At 60.9% G+C, this 15,340-nt stretch carries 19 protein-coding genes; 9 read left to right on the forward strand and 10 right to left on the reverse strand.

Annotated elements, in window-relative coordinates; translation table 11 throughout:
• Positions 1 to 74: 74 nt before the first annotated feature.
• The 5 genes from R3E82_09100 (at position 75) to R3E82_09120 (ending at position 4,443) form a co-directional block, all read left to right on the forward strand.
• Complete coding sequence (locus R3E82_09100; GenBank protein ID MEZ5551030.1) at positions 75 to 1,802, forward strand: SulP family inorganic anion transporter; 1,728 nt, start codon at positions 75 to 77, stop codon at positions 1,800 to 1,802.
• Between the two features lie 10 nt (positions 1,803 to 1,812).
• Entirely contained in the window at positions 1,813 to 2,220 is a 408-nt protein-coding gene (locus R3E82_09105; GenBank protein MEZ5551031.1) for a hypothetical protein, read from the forward strand.
• Positions 2,221 to 2,325: 105 nt separating this feature from the next.
• Positions 2,326 to 2,973 (forward strand): dienelactone hydrolase family protein, encoded by a 648-nt coding sequence (locus R3E82_09110; GenBank protein MEZ5551032.1) that lies wholly within the window; start codon positions 2,326 to 2,328, stop codon positions 2,971 to 2,973.
• 189 nt (positions 2,974 to 3,162) lie between these two features.
• The gene (locus tag R3E82_09115) at positions 3,163 to 3,690 is read left to right on the forward strand and encodes a hypothetical protein (protein MEZ5551033.1); all 528 of its coding nucleotides are present in this window, start codon (positions 3,163 to 3,165) and stop codon (positions 3,688 to 3,690) included.
• A gap of 219 nt (positions 3,691 to 3,909) precedes the next feature.
• On the forward strand, positions 3,910 to 4,443 hold the full coding sequence (locus R3E82_09120) for a hypothetical protein (GenBank protein ID MEZ5551034.1): 534 nt from the start codon (positions 3,910 to 3,912) through the stop codon (positions 4,441 to 4,443).
• Positions 4,444 to 4,542: 99 nt separating this feature from the next.
• Here the strand turns inward: R3E82_09120 and sigJ are convergent, their stop codons facing one another.
• From sigJ to R3E82_09155, 7 genes are all read right to left on the reverse strand, one after another.
• Positions 4,543 to 5,445 carry an RNA polymerase sigma factor SigJ gene (sigJ, locus tag R3E82_09125; protein MEZ5551035.1) on the reverse strand — a complete coding sequence of 301 codons (903 nt, stop codon included), beginning with the start codon at positions 5,443 to 5,445 and terminating at the stop codon, positions 4,543 to 4,545.
• Positions 5,426 to 6,154, reverse strand: a complete 729-nt coding sequence (locus R3E82_09130; GenBank protein ID MEZ5551036.1) for a hypothetical protein — start codon at positions 6,152 to 6,154, stop codon at positions 5,426 to 5,428. Before R3E82_09130 ends, sigJ begins: the two co-directional genes overlap by 20 nt.
• Positions 6,155 to 6,218: 64 nt before the next feature.
• Entirely contained in the window at positions 6,219 to 7,208 is a 990-nt protein-coding gene (locus R3E82_09135) for an SDR family NAD(P)-dependent oxidoreductase (GenBank protein ID MEZ5551037.1), read from the reverse strand.
• Complete coding sequence (locus R3E82_09140; protein MEZ5551038.1) at positions 7,205 to 7,795, reverse strand: helix-turn-helix domain-containing protein; 591 nt, start codon at positions 7,793 to 7,795, stop codon at positions 7,205 to 7,207. Before R3E82_09140 ends, R3E82_09135 begins: the two co-directional genes overlap by 4 nt.
• 76 nt (positions 7,796 to 7,871) lie before the next feature.
• Positions 7,872 to 9,434: a gamma-glutamyltransferase family protein gene (locus R3E82_09145; protein MEZ5551039.1), complete on the reverse strand. Its 1,563-nt coding sequence runs from the start codon at positions 9,432 to 9,434 to the stop codon at positions 7,872 to 7,874.
• On the reverse strand, positions 9,431 to 10,051 hold the full coding sequence (locus R3E82_09150) for a DsbA family protein (GenBank protein ID MEZ5551040.1): 621 nt from the start codon (positions 10,049 to 10,051) through the stop codon (positions 9,431 to 9,433). Before R3E82_09150 ends, R3E82_09145 begins: the two co-directional genes overlap by 4 nt.
• Positions 10,051 to 10,749 carry a DsbA family protein gene (locus R3E82_09155; GenBank protein ID MEZ5551041.1) on the reverse strand — a complete coding sequence of 233 codons (699 nt, stop codon included), beginning with the start codon at positions 10,747 to 10,749 and terminating at the stop codon, positions 10,051 to 10,053. The genes R3E82_09150 and R3E82_09155 overlap by 1 nt, the downstream gene beginning before the upstream one ends.
• A gap of 70 nt (positions 10,750 to 10,819) precedes the next feature.
• On the opposite strand from R3E82_09155, the gene R3E82_09160 reads away from it, so the two are divergent.
• The 4 genes from R3E82_09160 (at position 10,820) to R3E82_09175 (ending at position 13,747) form a co-directional block, all read left to right on the forward strand.
• Positions 10,820 to 11,590 carry an MmcQ/YjbR family DNA-binding protein gene (locus R3E82_09160; protein MEZ5551042.1) on the forward strand — a complete coding sequence of 257 codons (771 nt, stop codon included), beginning with the start codon at positions 10,820 to 10,822 and terminating at the stop codon, positions 11,588 to 11,590.
• Positions 11,591 to 11,827: 237 nt separating this feature from the next.
• Positions 11,828 to 12,106 (forward strand): hypothetical protein, encoded by a 279-nt coding sequence (locus tag R3E82_09165; GenBank protein ID MEZ5551043.1) that lies wholly within the window; start codon positions 11,828 to 11,830, stop codon positions 12,104 to 12,106.
• The gene (gene dinB / locus R3E82_09170) at positions 12,054 to 13,310 is read left to right on the forward strand and encodes a DNA polymerase IV (GenBank protein MEZ5551044.1); all 1,257 of its coding nucleotides are present in this window, start codon (positions 12,054 to 12,056) and stop codon (positions 13,308 to 13,310) included. The genes R3E82_09165 and dinB overlap by 53 nt, the downstream gene beginning before the upstream one ends.
• Entirely contained in the window at positions 13,307 to 13,747 is a 441-nt protein-coding gene (locus R3E82_09175; protein ID MEZ5551045.1) for a hypothetical protein, read from the forward strand. The genes dinB and R3E82_09175 overlap by 4 nt, the downstream gene beginning before the upstream one ends.
• A gap of 52 nt (positions 13,748 to 13,799) precedes the next feature.
• Here the strand turns inward: R3E82_09175 and R3E82_09180 are convergent, their stop codons facing one another.
• From R3E82_09180 to R3E82_09190, 3 genes are read right to left on the reverse strand one after another with little or no spacing between them, the layout of a single operon-like run.
• Positions 13,800 to 14,120 (reverse strand): hypothetical protein, encoded by a 321-nt coding sequence (locus R3E82_09180; protein ID MEZ5551046.1) that lies wholly within the window; start codon positions 14,118 to 14,120, stop codon positions 13,800 to 13,802.
• A gap of 38 nt (positions 14,121 to 14,158) precedes the next feature.
• A complete protein-coding gene (locus tag R3E82_09185) occupies positions 14,159 to 14,908 on the reverse strand; it encodes a hypothetical protein (protein MEZ5551047.1) in 750 nt (249 codons plus the stop codon).
• A complete protein-coding gene (locus R3E82_09190; protein MEZ5551048.1) occupies positions 14,823 to 15,335 on the reverse strand; it encodes a PQQ-binding-like beta-propeller repeat protein in 513 nt (170 codons plus the stop codon). Before R3E82_09190 ends, R3E82_09185 begins: the two co-directional genes overlap by 86 nt.
• Positions 15,336 to 15,340: the final 5 nt, after the last annotated feature.

Genomic DNA, 15,340 nt, shown 5'->3' on the forward strand with positions numbered 1-15,340 from the left:
GCCCGCTCAATCAGCGAGTAGTATCGTGCCACCTGTAGTGGCATCGAGCAAAGCTATGCGCAATAGTCCTGTACATGAAGACCGCTGAATCTCAACACATCGACGCGCCAAGCTTCGCTGAACTCTATACCCCGAAATTAGTCACGGTACTTCGAGAGGGCTACGGACTGCCCCAGCTTCGGGCAGATGCTATCGCCGGACTGACCGTCGCCATCGTCGCGCTGCCGCTGTCCATGGCGATCGCAATTGCCTCGGGTGCGACACCCGCCCAGGGACTCTATACGGCGATCGTCGGCGGGTTTCTGGTTTCGCTTCTTGGTGGGTCCCGCTTTCAGGTCGGTGGACCGGCTGGCGCATTCATCGTTCTGGTATCGGCGACCGTGGTCCAGTATGGGATGGATGGTTTGATCCTCGCGACATTTCTGTCGGGCCTGATGCTCAGCACGGCAGGTTTACTTCGCCTCGGTACTTTCATCAAGTTCATCCCGTTCCCCGTGACCGTTGGCTTTACGGCCGGTATCGCAGTAATCATCTTCGCGAGCCAGATCAAGGAGATATTTGGCTTATCGCTCAGCCAGGAACCGGGCGAATTGCTCGAGAAGATCCCGACCCTCTGGGCGGCCCGTGCGACGGTGACCCCGGAAGCCCTCGCAGTGTCCCTGACAAGTGTGGCGATCATCCTGTGGCTGCGTAAAATTCGCCCGCACTGGCCGGGCATGCTGATCGCCGTCGGTACTGCCGCTGCCGCGACAAGCCTGCTGCATCTGCCGGTGCAGACCATTGGCACGACTTTCGGCGGAATCCCATCATTGCTGCCGGCCCCGAGCCTCCCTGAGCTATCCTTGGACAGGATTGTGACCGTCCTGCCAGCCGCGATGTCGTTCACTCTGTTGGGTGCAATTGAGTCGCTGTTGTCCGCCGTTGTGGCCGATGGCATGAGCGGCCGACGGCATCGCTCGAACTGCGAACTGGTGGCACAGGGTGCAGCCAATATCGGTAGTTCGATCTTCGGCGGTTTCTGTGTGACAGGCACGATCGCACGCACGGCGACCAATGTGCGATCCGGCGCACATGGGCCTGTCGCAGGGATGTTGCACTCGGTTTTTCTATTGCTGTTCATGTTCGTCGCCGCACCGCTTGCAGCCTACATCCCTCTGGCAGCGCTGGCTGGTGTTCTGACCGTCGTTGCCTGGAACATGATCGAAAAACCAGCAATTGCAATCCTCGTGCGGTCAGGCTGGGGTGAAGTAACGGTCCTGAGCGCAACCTTCTTCCTGACCATATTTCGTGACCTGGCAGAAGCCATCGTCGTGGGGGTCGCCCTTGGCTCAGTCCTGTTTATTCAGCGCATGAGCCGCACCACGGTGGTCGAAACCGATGCCCCTTTCGTCGGGCGTGATGAAGCGGACAGGACAATGCCGCGCGGCGAGTACAACGAAGAGCTGGCCGCGAATCCTGACCTGGTTGTTTACCGCATAACCGGCTCGCTGTTCTTTGGTGCGACCGCATCGATCGGCTCGGTTCTCGATCAGATCCAGGATAGCCATAAAGTCCTGGTTGTAGACTTCTCGGCGGTTCCTTTCCTCGATTCTACCGGGGCAAACATGATCGAAGGTCTTGCTCATAAGGCGCATAAGCGAGGAGTGACATTGTGGTTAAGTGGAGCAAGCCGGGACATCCGCCGTGTATTGCTCACTCATGGCTTGAAAAAACCACGAGTGCACTATGCCTCGAGCGTCGACACTGCTGTTCTTGCGGTGCGCAACGGATTCGGGAAAACAAACCAGGATAAAGATATCTGAAAGTTCCAGTTTGAAGACAATACTCAAATCCATTGTTGTTGTACTCGGCCTCGCGCTTGTCGTCGCCATGTCACATCTTGCCCTGATCGAAGTGGGCAGAGAGGTGGTCGTACTCTGGACGACCGATACGTCGGGTGACCGACATTTCAGGCGGCTCTGGGTGGTGGACTGTGAGGGCGCCGTATGGCTGCACAGCACGGGAGAGAGCTGGCATCGACTGTTCGAAGAACACTCGACGGTTGAGTTGGACAGAAACGGTACCCTGGAGAAGTATTCGGCAGCAGCGATTCCTGGTCCGCACCCGCAGATCGATCGTGCGCTTCGTGAAAAATACGGATTGGCGGATCGCTGGGTTCGTTTTCTCGCGCCGGATGATGAAAATACGCTGGCCGTTCGTCTCCATAAAATTGGACAATGAGATCTGCGAAGGAATCTGCGGGCAGAAACAGCGCCGCGCTCGCCAAGGCACGATATTTTCGGAAACATCCCGGCGCATGTATGACGGGCCACAGGAAGCAGATTCATGGAAACTATCATTCCCAGCGGCACACCATCCGGAGCAGTTCTTATCATCCATTCCTGGTGGGGTTTGACCGACTCTTTCCGAACTTACGGTTCTTATCTTGCGGATGCGGGCTACCTCGTTGGGCTGACCGACCTTTTTGACGGCCAGACCGCCAGAACCGAAGCCAGAGCCCGGCAGCTTCGAGCGTCATCTCGCCGCACCCCGATGTACAGAACGCTGGGCGCGGATATTGCCTCACTTCGCTCCATTGCAGATTTTGACAACATCAGGACCGGCATAGTCGGGTTTTCCATGGGCGGCCACTGGGCGGTCTGGTTATCCCAGAGACCGGAGTACGATGTGACGGCAACCGTCCTCTACTACGCTGCACGCGCAGGCGATTTCTCGCATTGCCGGTCCAGTGTTCTCGCACATTTTGCTGAGCAGGATCCCTGGGTCAGTACCAGTGCGCGAAAGAACATGGAAAGAGCAATCAGCAAATCCGAATGCAGCTATCGCGCCTGTGACTATCCGGGAACAGAGCATTGGTTTGCAGAGACGGAACGATCGGCGGAATTCAACGGGGCGGCGGCAAGGCTGGCCCTTAAACGCGATCTGCACCACTTCGATCAGAATCTGAAATCTCAAGGAATACAAAACTGTTGAACGACTGACTGCCTGTAGTTTCAAAAAGCGGCAGCAGTTCAGGGGATGTCGGCCTGGTGCCTTAAGCCGACTTCAAGCCTCAATGACAGAATATTTTCTTACAGGTAGGTTTCCGGGGCCGTGTCTGTTCTGATACGGACCAATCTCTCGGATCGCGTCGTCTCACGGCCACTTTTTCAAGGAGAATCTATGAACTGGGAAGCCCTCGGGGCGATATCCGAAGCGGCAGGCGCACTGGCCGTATTCATCTCCTTCCTGTATGTGGCTGTGCAAATCCGCCAGAACACGAAACAGCTGACCCGTAATGTTGAAGCCAACCAGCTGGCGGCATTCGAACGCAATGTGGAGTCAGGAAACCACATTCGTGAGTTGCTGATATTGAATCCAGATCTCGCACAGCTCCTGTTGAGCGGCTTTAAGAGCTTCAAAGCACTCAGTGGGTCAGAAAAATTCCGATTCGGTATGTTACTGCGAAATATTTTTGCCGGTATTCAAGGTGGATACATTCGCCAGCTTTCACTGGTACACGATCCGCTGGAATTTTCGGGTACTGCGCGTCTGCTCGATGAAATCCTCATCAACCGGGGCACCCGCGAATGGCTGGACGTCACCAGGCCGGACTGGCGGCCGGAGTTTCGAAAACTGGTTGATGAGCGGCTCTCGTCAATGCACCAGCAGGAAGCGGCCAGGCAGCAGGAGGCAGAACCCGTCAAATAGGTGCTGTCCATCCGCAGTTGAAAGCTGCCGATTGTGCTGCACCACACGGCTTCTGCCTTGTGCCCGCAGCTGATTCCGCGCGATCATTGCTAATGCTGGATTTCCAATGGAATGGGTTAAGCGGGGATGAGCGACGGTTGCTGCGGAGACGGTCTGGACGCTGGCGCCCTTGAGCAGCGCCATCGGCGCGTACTGCTCTGGGTACTGCTGATCAATATCGTGGCGTTCTTCATCATGGTCCTCGGCTCGGTCCACAGCGGGTCCTCATCGTTGCTTTCCGGCACGCTGGACAATCTTGGCGATGCCTTGACCTACGCTCTGAGTCTGGCCGTGGTCGGCGCGTCCACTTCGACCAAAGCACGTGTGGCGTTCCTCAAGGGCATGCTGATCCTCAGCGCGGCGATCTTAGTGGCAATCCAGATCGCGTGGCGTCTGTACGATCTGGAGACGCCCATTTTCGAATCGATGGGTATTGCAGCCGCGCTGAACCTTGTGGCAAATCTGGTCTGCCTGAGTCTGCTTTACCCGGTCAGAGGAGACGATCTGAATATGGAGTCGATGTGGGAATGTTCACGCAACGACATCTGGGATGGACTCGCAGTCATTGCTGCGAGCATTGCAGTATGGCTGTTTGACTCCGGATGGCCAGATCTGCTGATCGCCATCGTTCTGCTCGCGGTCTTTCTGAGGTCAGCCACGCGTGTTCTCCGCCGTGCGAGGCAGGAGTTACAGCGCGCACCAGTACCAGGTTAATCGGTTATTCCGCTACTGGCTGCCTCCCGTCCAGAGTAACCCTTCCGACATGTCTGCTTTGCCGTATATAGTGGAAATCCCGCGCGCCAGGTCACCGCTTCAGCCAACGCTGACGTTGATGCGAGTCCCGAGACGGCCGGTGCAAGCCGGTGTAAGACGCACGCGTGTGAGTTTGTCCGGATTGCGCATCACATACAGACGCAGGATGCGATTATCGCGAACTTCGAGCTGCACGGTGGAATGCAGTACACCGTTCTGACTTAACAGCAGCGCAGGGGCGCCATTGAGCAGTGTCTGTGTGTAATCGATGCCGCCCTCCTCTATCCCTTTCTGTGCGAGATGCAGCAGCACCTGAGCAATGCGCCGCGGGTCGGTGACCGGTCGCACTGCGGCGCTGACGACACCGCCACCATCGGTGTAGACGACTGCATCAGCATCAAACAGAGCAACGATCGCTGCCGAGTCCTTTTCTGCGACTGCCAGCAGGAGTCGGTTCAACAGCTCCCCCTGGGCTGCGGCGGGAGCAGGAAACCGTGGCTCATCGCGAAGGTGCTCACGCGCCCTGCGGTAGCGCTGCCGGCAACTGGCTGCCGAGGCATCCACCATCACCGCGATGTCATCGAAGGGCAGATCGAAGCCTTCGCGGAGAATGAACACTACGCGCTCGAGCGGACTCAAGCGTTCGAGGACAAAGAGCAGACCGAGACTCAGCTCCTCGGCCAGACCGGTCAGTGCTTCGGGTGCTTCCTGGTCGGTCATCACTGGTTCCGGCAGCCAGGGTCCGGGGTACTGCTCGCGGGCGCGTCGCAGCGCCCGCAGCCGATCGAGCGAAAGATTGGTCACTACTCGAAACAGCCAGGCCTGCTCATTTTCCACAGCGGCCGCCTCTTCACTCTGCTTGAGCTGCAGCAGCCGAACCTGGGCCTCCTGCACCACATCCTCCGCATCGGCAATCGAGCCGAGCATCCGATAGGCCAGGGATTCAAGGCGTGAAAGTGACACCCGTAATCTCCATCGCAAGTCTTGCGAAGGGGCTGGCGTAGACATCGCCGACATCGAAGAAAAGGCCGCCAAAGCCCATCAGCGCCAGGGCTGTCAGCACCCCTGCGATCATCGACAGGCGCCGCAATATGTCCGAAGGCACGCGCACCGGCCAGCCCAGCCGTCCCGCAGCGATGCTGACCCCGTTGAGGCCATGATAGAAACCAGCCAGCGCGAGCAGAAAGTAATAGGGGTAAAAGTACCCGGGCACCGCCGCGATTGAGAATGCCAGTCCTGCGAAACCCGGGTGCACATCGAAAAACCAGGAGGGTCCCCGCACCGCCAGGATGTGCCCGCCGATCACCAGCATCATGAAGAAGCCCGCATAGCGATGCAGGCGCGCCCGCAGACTCAGGCTGCGTTTCGGCTCGATGAGAATTCGCACCACTCCGACACCGATATGAATAAGGAGTGCAGCGAGCACCACCACTTCCACCGCCAGCGCCTGGTAGACGGTCCGCAATTCCTGCTGCGCGCCGTCATAGGCGGCCGGTCCGAGAGCGGCAAGCCAGGTGTTGAGCAGGTGCAGCACCAGGAAGGCGGCGAACACCAGACCGGAAAGCGCCTGAGCCTTCTTCAGCAGGCGTATCCCATTGCCGGTCGTCTGGTCGGTTCCGGGTGCTGTTCCGGTCATTTCCCCGGCCGGTATTCCGGTCGATTCCACAGTCATGGCCATCATCCTCTGTAGTAACCACCCCATAGACGACCGGGCAGACCGGAATGTGACATGCGGATCAGGTGCCGGGTGAATTCGCCGGTAACAGACCGCCGAAGTGGCCGGCTTCCAGCAGGCGCTGCATGAATTCGACCTCGTAGACCTGCTCCGGCATTTCGCGCACGAGTTCATCGATCCGGTGGGCGTCCTCACCCACCAGGATGCGCCAGCGATCGCCCCGCACTCCGTCGAGAATAATCTCAGCTGCCTGGGCTGCGCTGGTCGGCGCCTTATCACGGAATTCAATGCCTCTCTGATGAACTGCCTGGCGGATGTCGTCGTCCGGCAGATTGTCCACCGGCATACCCATAGCCGACCAGCGCGAGCGCAGCAGAGCGACTTCCTTCGCTGACATCTCCAGTGCGGTGCCCTTACCGAGCACGACAGAGGAATTCAGCGCGATGGATGTGCCGACGTGTCCAGGCATCACCACGGCCACTTTGACATGGGGCGCATTCACACGCAGATCCGTTACCAGCGCTTCGCTGAAGCCCCTTACCGCGAACTTCGCCGCGCAGTAAGCGGTATGGGGAACACCGGGACCAATGCTCGCCCACATGCCGTTCACACTGCTCGTGTTGACCAGGTAGCCTTCGGAGCTTGCAACCAGCAGTGGCATGAAGGCTCGTGCACAGTGGTACACACCGTACCAGCACACACCGAAGGTGCGCTCCCACTCTTCCCGATCGCCGTCCACGAAGCTGCCACCACCACCGATGCCAGCATTGTTAAAGAGCAGGTTGATATGGTCCGTATCCTGCGCTTCCTGCACTTCGTTACAGAAATTGAGCACCTGCTGTTCGTCTGAGACATCACATTGGTGACAGGAGATGCGGGTACCCGCTGGCGCCGCTGTTTCGCACAGCGCGCGGGTTTCACTCATGTTGTCCACCGACACATCGCACATGGCGACATGGGCACCCGCTTTCGCGAGAGCGACACACAGCTCTCTGCCCATACCCGTGCCACCTCCGGTTACTACCGCGATTCGGCCGGAAAAATCTTTCATGTCGTCTCCTTTTGGGTTGGAAAATCGGTATCGAGAATAGATCGTCGCAGTACCGACTGGAGCCCCAGCAGCACCGCCGTTGAGCGTTGTACCCGCGCCATCAGCATGCCCCCTTCTACCGCAGCCAGCACACCGCGAGCCTGACGGGCAGCATCTTCGACACCGTCCCGCCGCAGCACATCGGCGATGATGTCCGTCCAGTCATCGAGCGCCGCCTGACCCGCTGCGGTGATGGATTCGGAACCGGGAGCATTTTCAAGCAGCACAGTAGCGATCGGGCAACCGGCAGAAAAATCGGACTCCTCGAGCCAGCCAGCCACCATGTACAAATAGCGGCTCAGGAAGTCGGCGAATGACACGGACTCGGCTGCAATGCTCCTGAGCGCATCGGCAACAGCGACACCGGCCACCTCCACAGCGGTAGCACCGAGTTCTTCCTTGCCCCCCGGGAAATAGTGATAAAGCGACCCTTTCGGCGCCCCGCTGTCTGCAACAATCTGATTGAGGCCGGTCGCGGCAAACCCCTGGGCACGGAACAGCATGATCGCCGCGGTGGTGAGATTGGTCCTGTGATCCGGGCGCGCCATGGCCGGATCATGAGGCCCCCATGAGGGAATTTCTAGCAATCGGTCTAGTCGGGAAGCAGGAATTATAACGATCGGTCTAGTACCCCGCCGCAAGGCCTTCCTTGCGGTGGTCTGAACCGCCAACGTAGGCGTCGGTCCCCTTCAGGATGAGCTGGGCGCCGCCGAAGACGTGCTCCCGCGGCTCGTAACGCACCCGGTGACCGCGCTCTGCCAGATCCCTGGCGATCGCTTCCGGAAAGCCACTCTCCAGGCCGACGCTGAAATCCTCGTAGAGGTGCCAGCGCGGTGCGTCACTGGCCGCCTGGGGGTTTTCACCCCGGTCGAAGAGGCGGTGCACCATCTGTACATGACCCTGGTGCTGCATATGACCGCCCATCACCCCGAATGCCAGCAGCGGATTCCCGCCTCCGGTGACGAATCCCGGAATGATGGTGTGGAAAGGCCGCTTGCCGGGGGCCACACAGTTCGGGTGGGCAGGATCAAGGGAAAAACCCCGGCCGCGGTTCTGCATGGCGATCCCCGTACCCGGAATCACCACGCCGGAGCCAAAGCCCTGATAGTTGGACTGAATAAATGACACCATCATGCCGGCTGCATCCGCCGCCGCGAGATAGACGGTGTCCTGACTCACCGGCAGCGCGCACGGTGGCAGCGCTCCGGCCCGGGGGCCAATGCCCGCGGACGCCCGGGCCAGGGACCCCGGCTCGAGCAGTTCGGCCGGGGTCAGATGCATGGCCTGAGGATCAGCAAAATGGGTGAAGGCGGCGTGGATGGCGATCTTCATCGCTTCGATCTGTCGGTGCACGCCGGCACCGGTGTCGATGTCGGGCGCTGCCTCATGACCCAGAATGCCCAGGGCAATCTGGGCGGCCAGCCCCTGACCATTGGGGGGAATCTCGTGCAGGCACACATCCCGGTAAGGCTGCGCGATGGGTTCAACCCAATCGCAACGATGACCGGCAAGATCCTCCGCGGACAACCCACCACCTTCCGCAGCCGCCGTACGCGCGATCACCTCGGCGAGTCCCCCCGCATAAAAGGCTTCACCCCGGGTGCGGGCAATCAGCGACAGGGTCCGGGCAAGATCCGGTCGACGGAAGCGCTGACCCGCCGCCGGGGCGGGGAGAAAGTGCTCTGCGAAGTTCGCAAAGTCACTGTAGGTCTGTTCAGCAATCTTCCAGTAACCGGCCGTTTTCGGGCCGACCGGAAATCCTTCCTCGGCATAGTGAATGGCGGCATCAAACAGACGCTCGAACGGCAGCCTTCCATAGCGCTCCGACAAGGCGACCCACACGCTGACGGCGCCGGGTACGGTGACCGTGTCCCAGCCGCGATCGGGCATGCGGCTGCGACCGGAAAATCGATCCAGTGTCCAGGCCGCGGGTGCCCGGCCTGAACCGTTCAGGCCGACAAGTTGCGCCCCGTCCCACAGGATCGCAAAGGCGTCGCTGCCCACCCCGTTGTTGTTGGGTTCCACAACTGTGAGCGTGATGGCCGTTGCGAGTGCGGCATCCACCGCATTACCGCCGGCCTTGAGTGCCGCAATCCCCGCCTGCACCGCGAGGGGCTGGGACGAGGCCACCACATTATCCGCACACACTGGAGAGCGGGCGGCGACACAGGGCTGTTCCCAGTTCATGCGGCGAGCAGCTGGCGCCGGATCAGCGGCAGATGCTGGCGACCGTAGTAAACCTCGGCACCCACCAGATAGGCGGGCACATTGAAGTAGCCCTGTTCCCCCAGCACTTTCTGCTGTGCATCGAGTGCAGCAGGCCCGGGCCCCTGCAGATAGGCGGCGAAGCGTTGCGGATCTGCACCCAGCGCCTTCATTACCAGACTGACGTCCTCTACCGAATCCAGCGACAGCTCGGCGCGCCAGTAGCCGGAGAAGACTGCCTGCAGGTAGGCTCGCTGGGAATCGGGCTGATGGGCAGACAGCCAGGCCGAACCCTGGGCGGCCACGCGAGCCGCGGTGGGCGTGTACCAGCCGCCTGCATCGATACGCTGCAGCGGCAGTCCGCGGGATTCCATGTAACGACGCACGTCCATCTCCTGGTAGCGTCCCCGATGCCAGCGATGCCAGGTGCCGCGATCCGCATCCGCAGCGGGCTCCCGGGGCGCTTTCGGTTGCGGGATCAGCAGCACTTCGCAACGCGACGCTATACCCAGATCATCGACCAGCGCGAAGGTGGGTTCGAGCGCAAGGTAGGAGTACGGATCCCGGAAGTCGAACAGCAGGGTAAGTGGCTGGTCCATCAGAGCACCTCCCGTCCGGTTGTCTCGAGTTCATAGGCGATGTCCGGTGCCGGTCCCTTACGACCTTCGAGGATCCAGCGCACCCGGGGCAGATGCTCCCGACCGAAATACACCTCTTCTTCGACCACATAGGTAGGCACACCGTAAATACCCGCAGCGAAGATCTGCTTCTGCATTTCATCGTGGACCTGACGGCCTGCGCCGGTCGCATAGGCTTCGAATCCATCGACATCGGCACCGGCTCGATCGAGCGCATCGATGAGCACTTCCAGGTCTTCTGCATCGAATTCCCGTTTCCAGAAACTCTCGAGCACATCATCGAGAAATCGTTTCAGCAGCAGGTCACCCTGCCCGGCCACCCAGAGCATGGCGATGTGGATGAGGGAGGTGTCCCAGATTTTTTCGGTACCACGCAGTACATAACCCTGCAGACCCGCATAGCGCCTGGCGTCACGGTAGGCGTACTTGACCGCCGACCACTGTCCGGGTGAACGCTGACTCTCCGCCACCCTGCCGGCGCTGTCGAGACGCGCCGAACCGAGATAGCTGGGAATGTCGAGGGTCAGCGGTCGCCAGTCGATGTCGATGCCCAGGGTCTGCGCCATCTGATAAGTCGGCTTGCGGGCAATGAAGGCATAGGGGCTCTTACAGTCGAGATAGACGATGAGCGGTCGTTGAGAACGGATCGGATCGAACACTTAGGATGCCTCGAACTTTGCAGGGCAGGGTGATAGGAGTAAGAATGATACCGTAAGGAAGGAGACCAGGATGGCCAGAGATCTGGATACCGCACTGCGCGAACTGTTCAGCGCGCTGCCTGAGTGCGAGGAGATACTGTCCCACGGTTCACCGAACTTCAAAGTGCGTGGTAAAGGCTTTGCCAGTTACGTCACCAACCATCACGGCGATGGGCGACTGGCACTGTGGCTCGCTGCACCCGCTGGTGCTCAGGAGCTCTATACCGAGATGGAGCCCGAGCACTATTTCGTGCCACCCTATGTCGGGCCACGGGGCTGGCTCGGGGTAATGCTGAATACGGGATTGAACTGGAATACCGTCTGCGCGCGGGTACACGAGGCTTACCTGAACACGGCACCGGCCGCCCTGGTCCGCAAGGCGCCGGCAGCACCGGAAGTGCGTCCACCGGAGCGAATGCCGACGGCGGCAGACATCAACCCGTTCCTGCGCCCGAAGGTTAATAAGGTGCTGAAGAAACTCGGCACGTTGTGCGAACGATTACCTGAGACCGGTCCCGCCGAACAGTTCGGCAATCCGGTGTGGAAGGCGGGCAAGAAAACCTTCGTGAGTACCCACTACCACACCGGTCGATTGCATCTGTCGTTCTGGGTCGGGCCCGAACGGCAGGCGACCCTGACCTATGATTCACGCTACCTGATCCCCCAGTACACGGGACACAATGGCTGGATCGATCTCGACATCGAGGATGGGGTCGACTGGGAAGAGGTGGAGCGTCTGCTGATGGGCAGCTACCGGCACTTCGCGCTGAAGCGCATGCTGGCGGCACTCGAAAGTCGGTAAGTGACCTGCCCGCACTGATTCCGACCTCCTCAGATCGACCGGACTTTTCACCGTGCTCCGAGGGGTTTAGAGTAACCCCTCAGCCGTCAAAAGAGCGGCGGGCTGGTCCGAACCTCATGGACCGCAGCGGTGGGAGAGCGGGCGTGAGGCAGGCAGTAACGTACGCTGTCGTACCGGCGCTGTCCTGCGGACGATGTGCGGAAAAGGGAGAAATTCGGAAATATCAAGGGAAGGAACATGTTTCGGGACTACCATGCCGTGTCTATCCGGCACGGCAGCAACTGCTGTCAGGCGGTTGCAGTATTGGGCGATCAGCGATTTCTGTCCGTGGAGGCACCCGGCCTCCCGGTAGAGGGCTGTACTCTGAAGGGGCGCTGTCGCTGCCGCTATCAGCACCACACCGATCGGCGCGATGATCTGCGGCGGGATGTCGATTTCGGCCTGCCCGATCGGGGGGTCCTGCTTGACAAAGATAGAAGAAACGAGCCCGGCCGCCGCAATACCGACTACGCCTGAGCGCTGGCAGCGGATCATCATCCATGCCGACATGGATGCGTTCTACGCCGCTGTAGAACAATTCGATAATCCGCAACTGCGCGGCAAAGCAGTGCTGGTGGGTCCGCGCTCGCGCCGGGGTGTTGTACTCACCGCAAGCTATGAAGCACGCCCTTTCAAGGTCGGCAGCGCCATGCCCATGGCGCTCGCTCTCGAGCGCTGCCCCCAGGCCATTGTGGTACCGCCCCGGTTCGAGCGTTATGCAGAGGTGTCCAGCCAGGTCATGGCCGTGTTCCGGGACTTCTCACCGGCGGTGGAGGCTCTGAGCCTGGATGAGGCTTTCCTGGATATGACCGGCAGCGAACATCTCTTCGGCCAGCCTGCCGAGATGGGCCAGCGCATCCGGGATGGTGTGCGTGCCGCCACCGGTCTCGAGGTCTCGGTAGGGGTGGCATCGAGCAAATATGTGGCCAAGGTGGCCAGCGGACACTGCAAGCCCCGCGGTCTGCTGGTGATTCCCGCAGCCGAGGCCAGAGACTGGCTGGCCGCCCTGCCCGTCTCGCACCTCTGGGGCGCAGGACCGAAAACCCAGGCCCGACTCACCGCCGCCGGCTATCACCGCATTGGTGATATCGCGAGCGAGGACGTCGACCGCCTGGTTGCCCGGTTCGGGAGCCAGGGCCGGCACTTCCATGATCTCGCCCAGGCCCGGGATCCGCGCCGGGTCGAAGGTGGACGCCGGGAGCGCAGCCTGGGATCAGAACGTACACTGGCTGTCGATGTGCTCAATCCGGCAGACATCGCCTCACATCTGCAACGTTCCGCCGACAGAATCGCCCGGCGGCTGCGCCGCAAGGGCCTGCTTGCAGGAGGCGTACGGGTGCGGCTGAAAACCACCCGTTTCAAACTTCTCTCCAGACAGTGCACTTTGTCCGAACCAACCGATGTGGCCGGAAACCTCTATACGGCCGGGTTGGAACTGCTCGATCAGTTCGCCGGTCAGGGGCCCTTCCGGCTGGTCGGTATGGCCGCCCATTCCCTCACCGAAGCGGCGCAACCCACCCAGCTCGACCTGCTCGATGACGGCTCCCGGCGGAGACTGGAAACCACTCTCGACGCCCTCGCTGCCCGCTTCGGCGAAGGGGCCGTGCGCCGTGCCCGGGATCTTGCGGCGGATACGGTCCTCGATGCGGTGCCCGACCTGGACGGGGCCAGAGAAGAATGAAACTGAAGTGCTGGAACTGCGGACATGATCTGGACGATGTACCGAGGCCGATCAGCCGCCACGAACACTGCCGCAAATGTTTCGAAGCACTGCACGCCTGCCGGCAGTGTCGCCACTTCCGCCACGATCTCAACAGCCGCTGCTTTGAGGACCGCGCCGATCCGCCGATGAACAAGGAAAACGCCAACTTCTGCGATTACTTTCGCCCGGATGGCGGTGCGTTCTCCAGTCGCCGGCCCCGGCGCAGCGAGGCAGCCCATTCACGCCTGAACAGTCTGTTCGCCTCGGGGGACGACCCGCAGGAGGACTCAGGACAGACCGCGGAAGCACCAACCGATCCGGTAGACGCACCCGCGGAGAAGGAAGCGCCCGTGTCCCCGAAAACTGCAGAAGAACAGGCCAGAGACCGGCTCGACTCACTTTTTCCGAAACGGTGACCAATCCAGGTTACCGATTCGCCATCACCGGCGCCGGAGGGCAATACCGGCTTCAGTCCGGTAAGGTCAGCGCGACCAGTTCGCCGGGAACATCCGGACCACCCACCGCGACCACGATGAACTGCCGGTCTGCCACGGCATAGCTCATCGGCAGACCGGCGGCACTCGCCGGCAGTTCGATGGTCGCCGCGATCGTGCCCGTTGCCTTGTCATGGATCCGCAGCAGCGGGTCTCCGAGCCAGCCTTCCCCGGCAATCAGCACGGTGGCCGTGGCCAGCAGAGGTGCCCGGGTGGGTTTGCCTGTACGGGGCAATTCGATACCGGTCAGGGCCGGGTGGCCGGCAATATCCGCCGGTGTATCGCCGTTCGCCATTGTCCAGCGTATGCGACCACTGGTCATACCGATGGCCGTTATGCTGCCGTAAGGGGTTTTAGAAGCGGCAACTCACTGACCCTCGGCACGCGTCCCACCATGGAATAGGCAACGTCCGAACCCGGGTCCGGAGCCAGACCGCAGACCGAAGGTGCGGTCATCGAGCCGACGAACAGCAGCTGCAATTCGGGGTCGTAGGCACCGCCTTCCCAGTTGGCACCACCTACACTGCCCGGCAGAACCAGAGTACCGCGTGTTCCATCCGCTGCATCGGCAAGCGAAGGCGGTGCGAACAGCGTCCCGAGCCTGAGATCCTGAACCTGAAGCAGGGCTTCTGCCCGCAATTCCGGCGTGAAGTCGATGAGGTCCGCTTCGCTGACACCCTGACGATCGAAGGGTTCCGGCAATGTCGGGATCGGCTGGGTCGGCGATGTGCGCTCACCGGGGACATCTGACTGGGGCACCGGCTGCTCCCTGATCGGCCACAGCGGTTCCCCGCTGCGGCGGTCGAAGACGTAGGTGAACGCCTGCTTGGTGAGCTGCGCGGCCGCCGGTATGGTTTTTCCTGCCCGTCTGATATCCATGAGGATGGGTGCAGCCGGATTGTCCCGATCCCAGATGTCGTGATGCACGATCTGGTAGTGCCACACCCTGCGACCCGTGGCGGCATGCAGCGCCACCAGGCTGGTGGAGTAGAGATTGTCACCTGGTCGATGACCACCATAGATGTCGCTGGTCGCTGCTTCGATCGGCAGATAGACCAGCCCGCGCTCGAGATCGGCTGACATGGTGGTCCACACCGCCGCATTGCACGTGTAGCGCCAGCTGTCCTGCTCCCAGACCCGGTTCGCCGCTGCGGGGAATCGTGTTGAAACGCCACAGCTGGCGTCCTGTGCGGACATCAAAACCCCGCACGTGTCCCGGTACATTCTGCTCCGATCGCGGCCGCATGCCGACATCGAGTGCCAGCAGGTGGCAGGCGTGGGTGACCACGAGCAGGCGGTTGTCTCCTCTGCCGTCACTCCACCAGGCCACACCGCGTCCGGAGTTCCGCCGTGGAGCCGAAGCAACCCGCTCGCCTTCGTCAAAGCGGTAGGTCCACAACGTTTCGCCGCTCGCCGCATCGATGGCGACGACTGCCCGTTGCAATCCAGCAGTGGCGTACAGCACACCCGCCACCATAATCGGTGTGGTGATGTACTTGTACTCCGGCACGGGTC

The organism is Pseudomonadales bacterium (assembly GCA_041395945.1).
Classification (GTDB): domain Bacteria; phylum Pseudomonadota; class Gammaproteobacteria; order Pseudomonadales; family Azotimanducaceae; genus SZUA-309.

Excerpts from the sequence above, each read along its gene's own strand:
- R3E82_09110 (MEZ5551032.1), top strand. The coding sequence starts at position 2,326 with ATGGAAACTATCATTCCCAGCGGCACACCATCCGGAGCAGTTCTTATC.
- R3E82_09115 (MEZ5551033.1), top strand. The coding sequence starts at position 3,163 with ATGAACTGGGAAGCCCTCGGGGCGATATCCGAAGCGGCAGGCGCACTG.
- R3E82_09180 (MEZ5551046.1), bottom strand. The coding sequence starts at position 14,120 with ATGGCGAACGGCGATACACCGGCGGATATTGCCGGCCACCCGGCCCTG.
- R3E82_09145 (MEZ5551039.1), bottom strand. The coding sequence starts at position 9,434 with ATGAACTGGGAACAGCCCTGTGTCGCCGCCCGCTCTCCAGTGTGTGCG.
- R3E82_09150 (MEZ5551040.1), bottom strand. The coding sequence starts at position 10,051 with ATGGACCAGCCACTTACCCTGCTGTTCGACTTCCGGGATCCGTACTCC.
- R3E82_09140 (MEZ5551038.1), bottom strand. The coding sequence starts at position 7,795 with ATGGCGCGCCCGGATCACAGGACCAATCTCACCACCGCGGCGATCATG.
- R3E82_09185 (MEZ5551047.1), bottom strand. The coding sequence starts at position 14,908 with ATGTCAGCCGATCTCGAGCGCGGGCTGGTCTATCTGCCGATCGAAGCA.
- R3E82_09175 (MEZ5551045.1), top strand. The coding sequence starts at position 13,307 with ATGAAACTGAAGTGCTGGAACTGCGGACATGATCTGGACGATGTACCG.
- R3E82_09160 (MEZ5551042.1), top strand. The coding sequence starts at position 10,820 with ATGGCCAGAGATCTGGATACCGCACTGCGCGAACTGTTCAGCGCGCTG.
- R3E82_09135 (MEZ5551037.1), bottom strand. The coding sequence starts at position 7,208 with ATGAAAGATTTTTCCGGCCGAATCGCGGTAGTAACCGGAGGTGGCACG.
- R3E82_09100 (MEZ5551030.1), top strand. The coding sequence starts at position 75 with ATGAAGACCGCTGAATCTCAACACATCGACGCGCCAAGCTTCGCTGAA.
- R3E82_09130 (MEZ5551036.1), bottom strand. The coding sequence starts at position 6,154 with ATGACTGTGGAATCGACCGGAATACCGGCCGGGGAAATGACCGGAACA.
- R3E82_09165 (MEZ5551043.1), top strand. The coding sequence starts at position 11,828 with ATGTTTCGGGACTACCATGCCGTGTCTATCCGGCACGGCAGCAACTGC.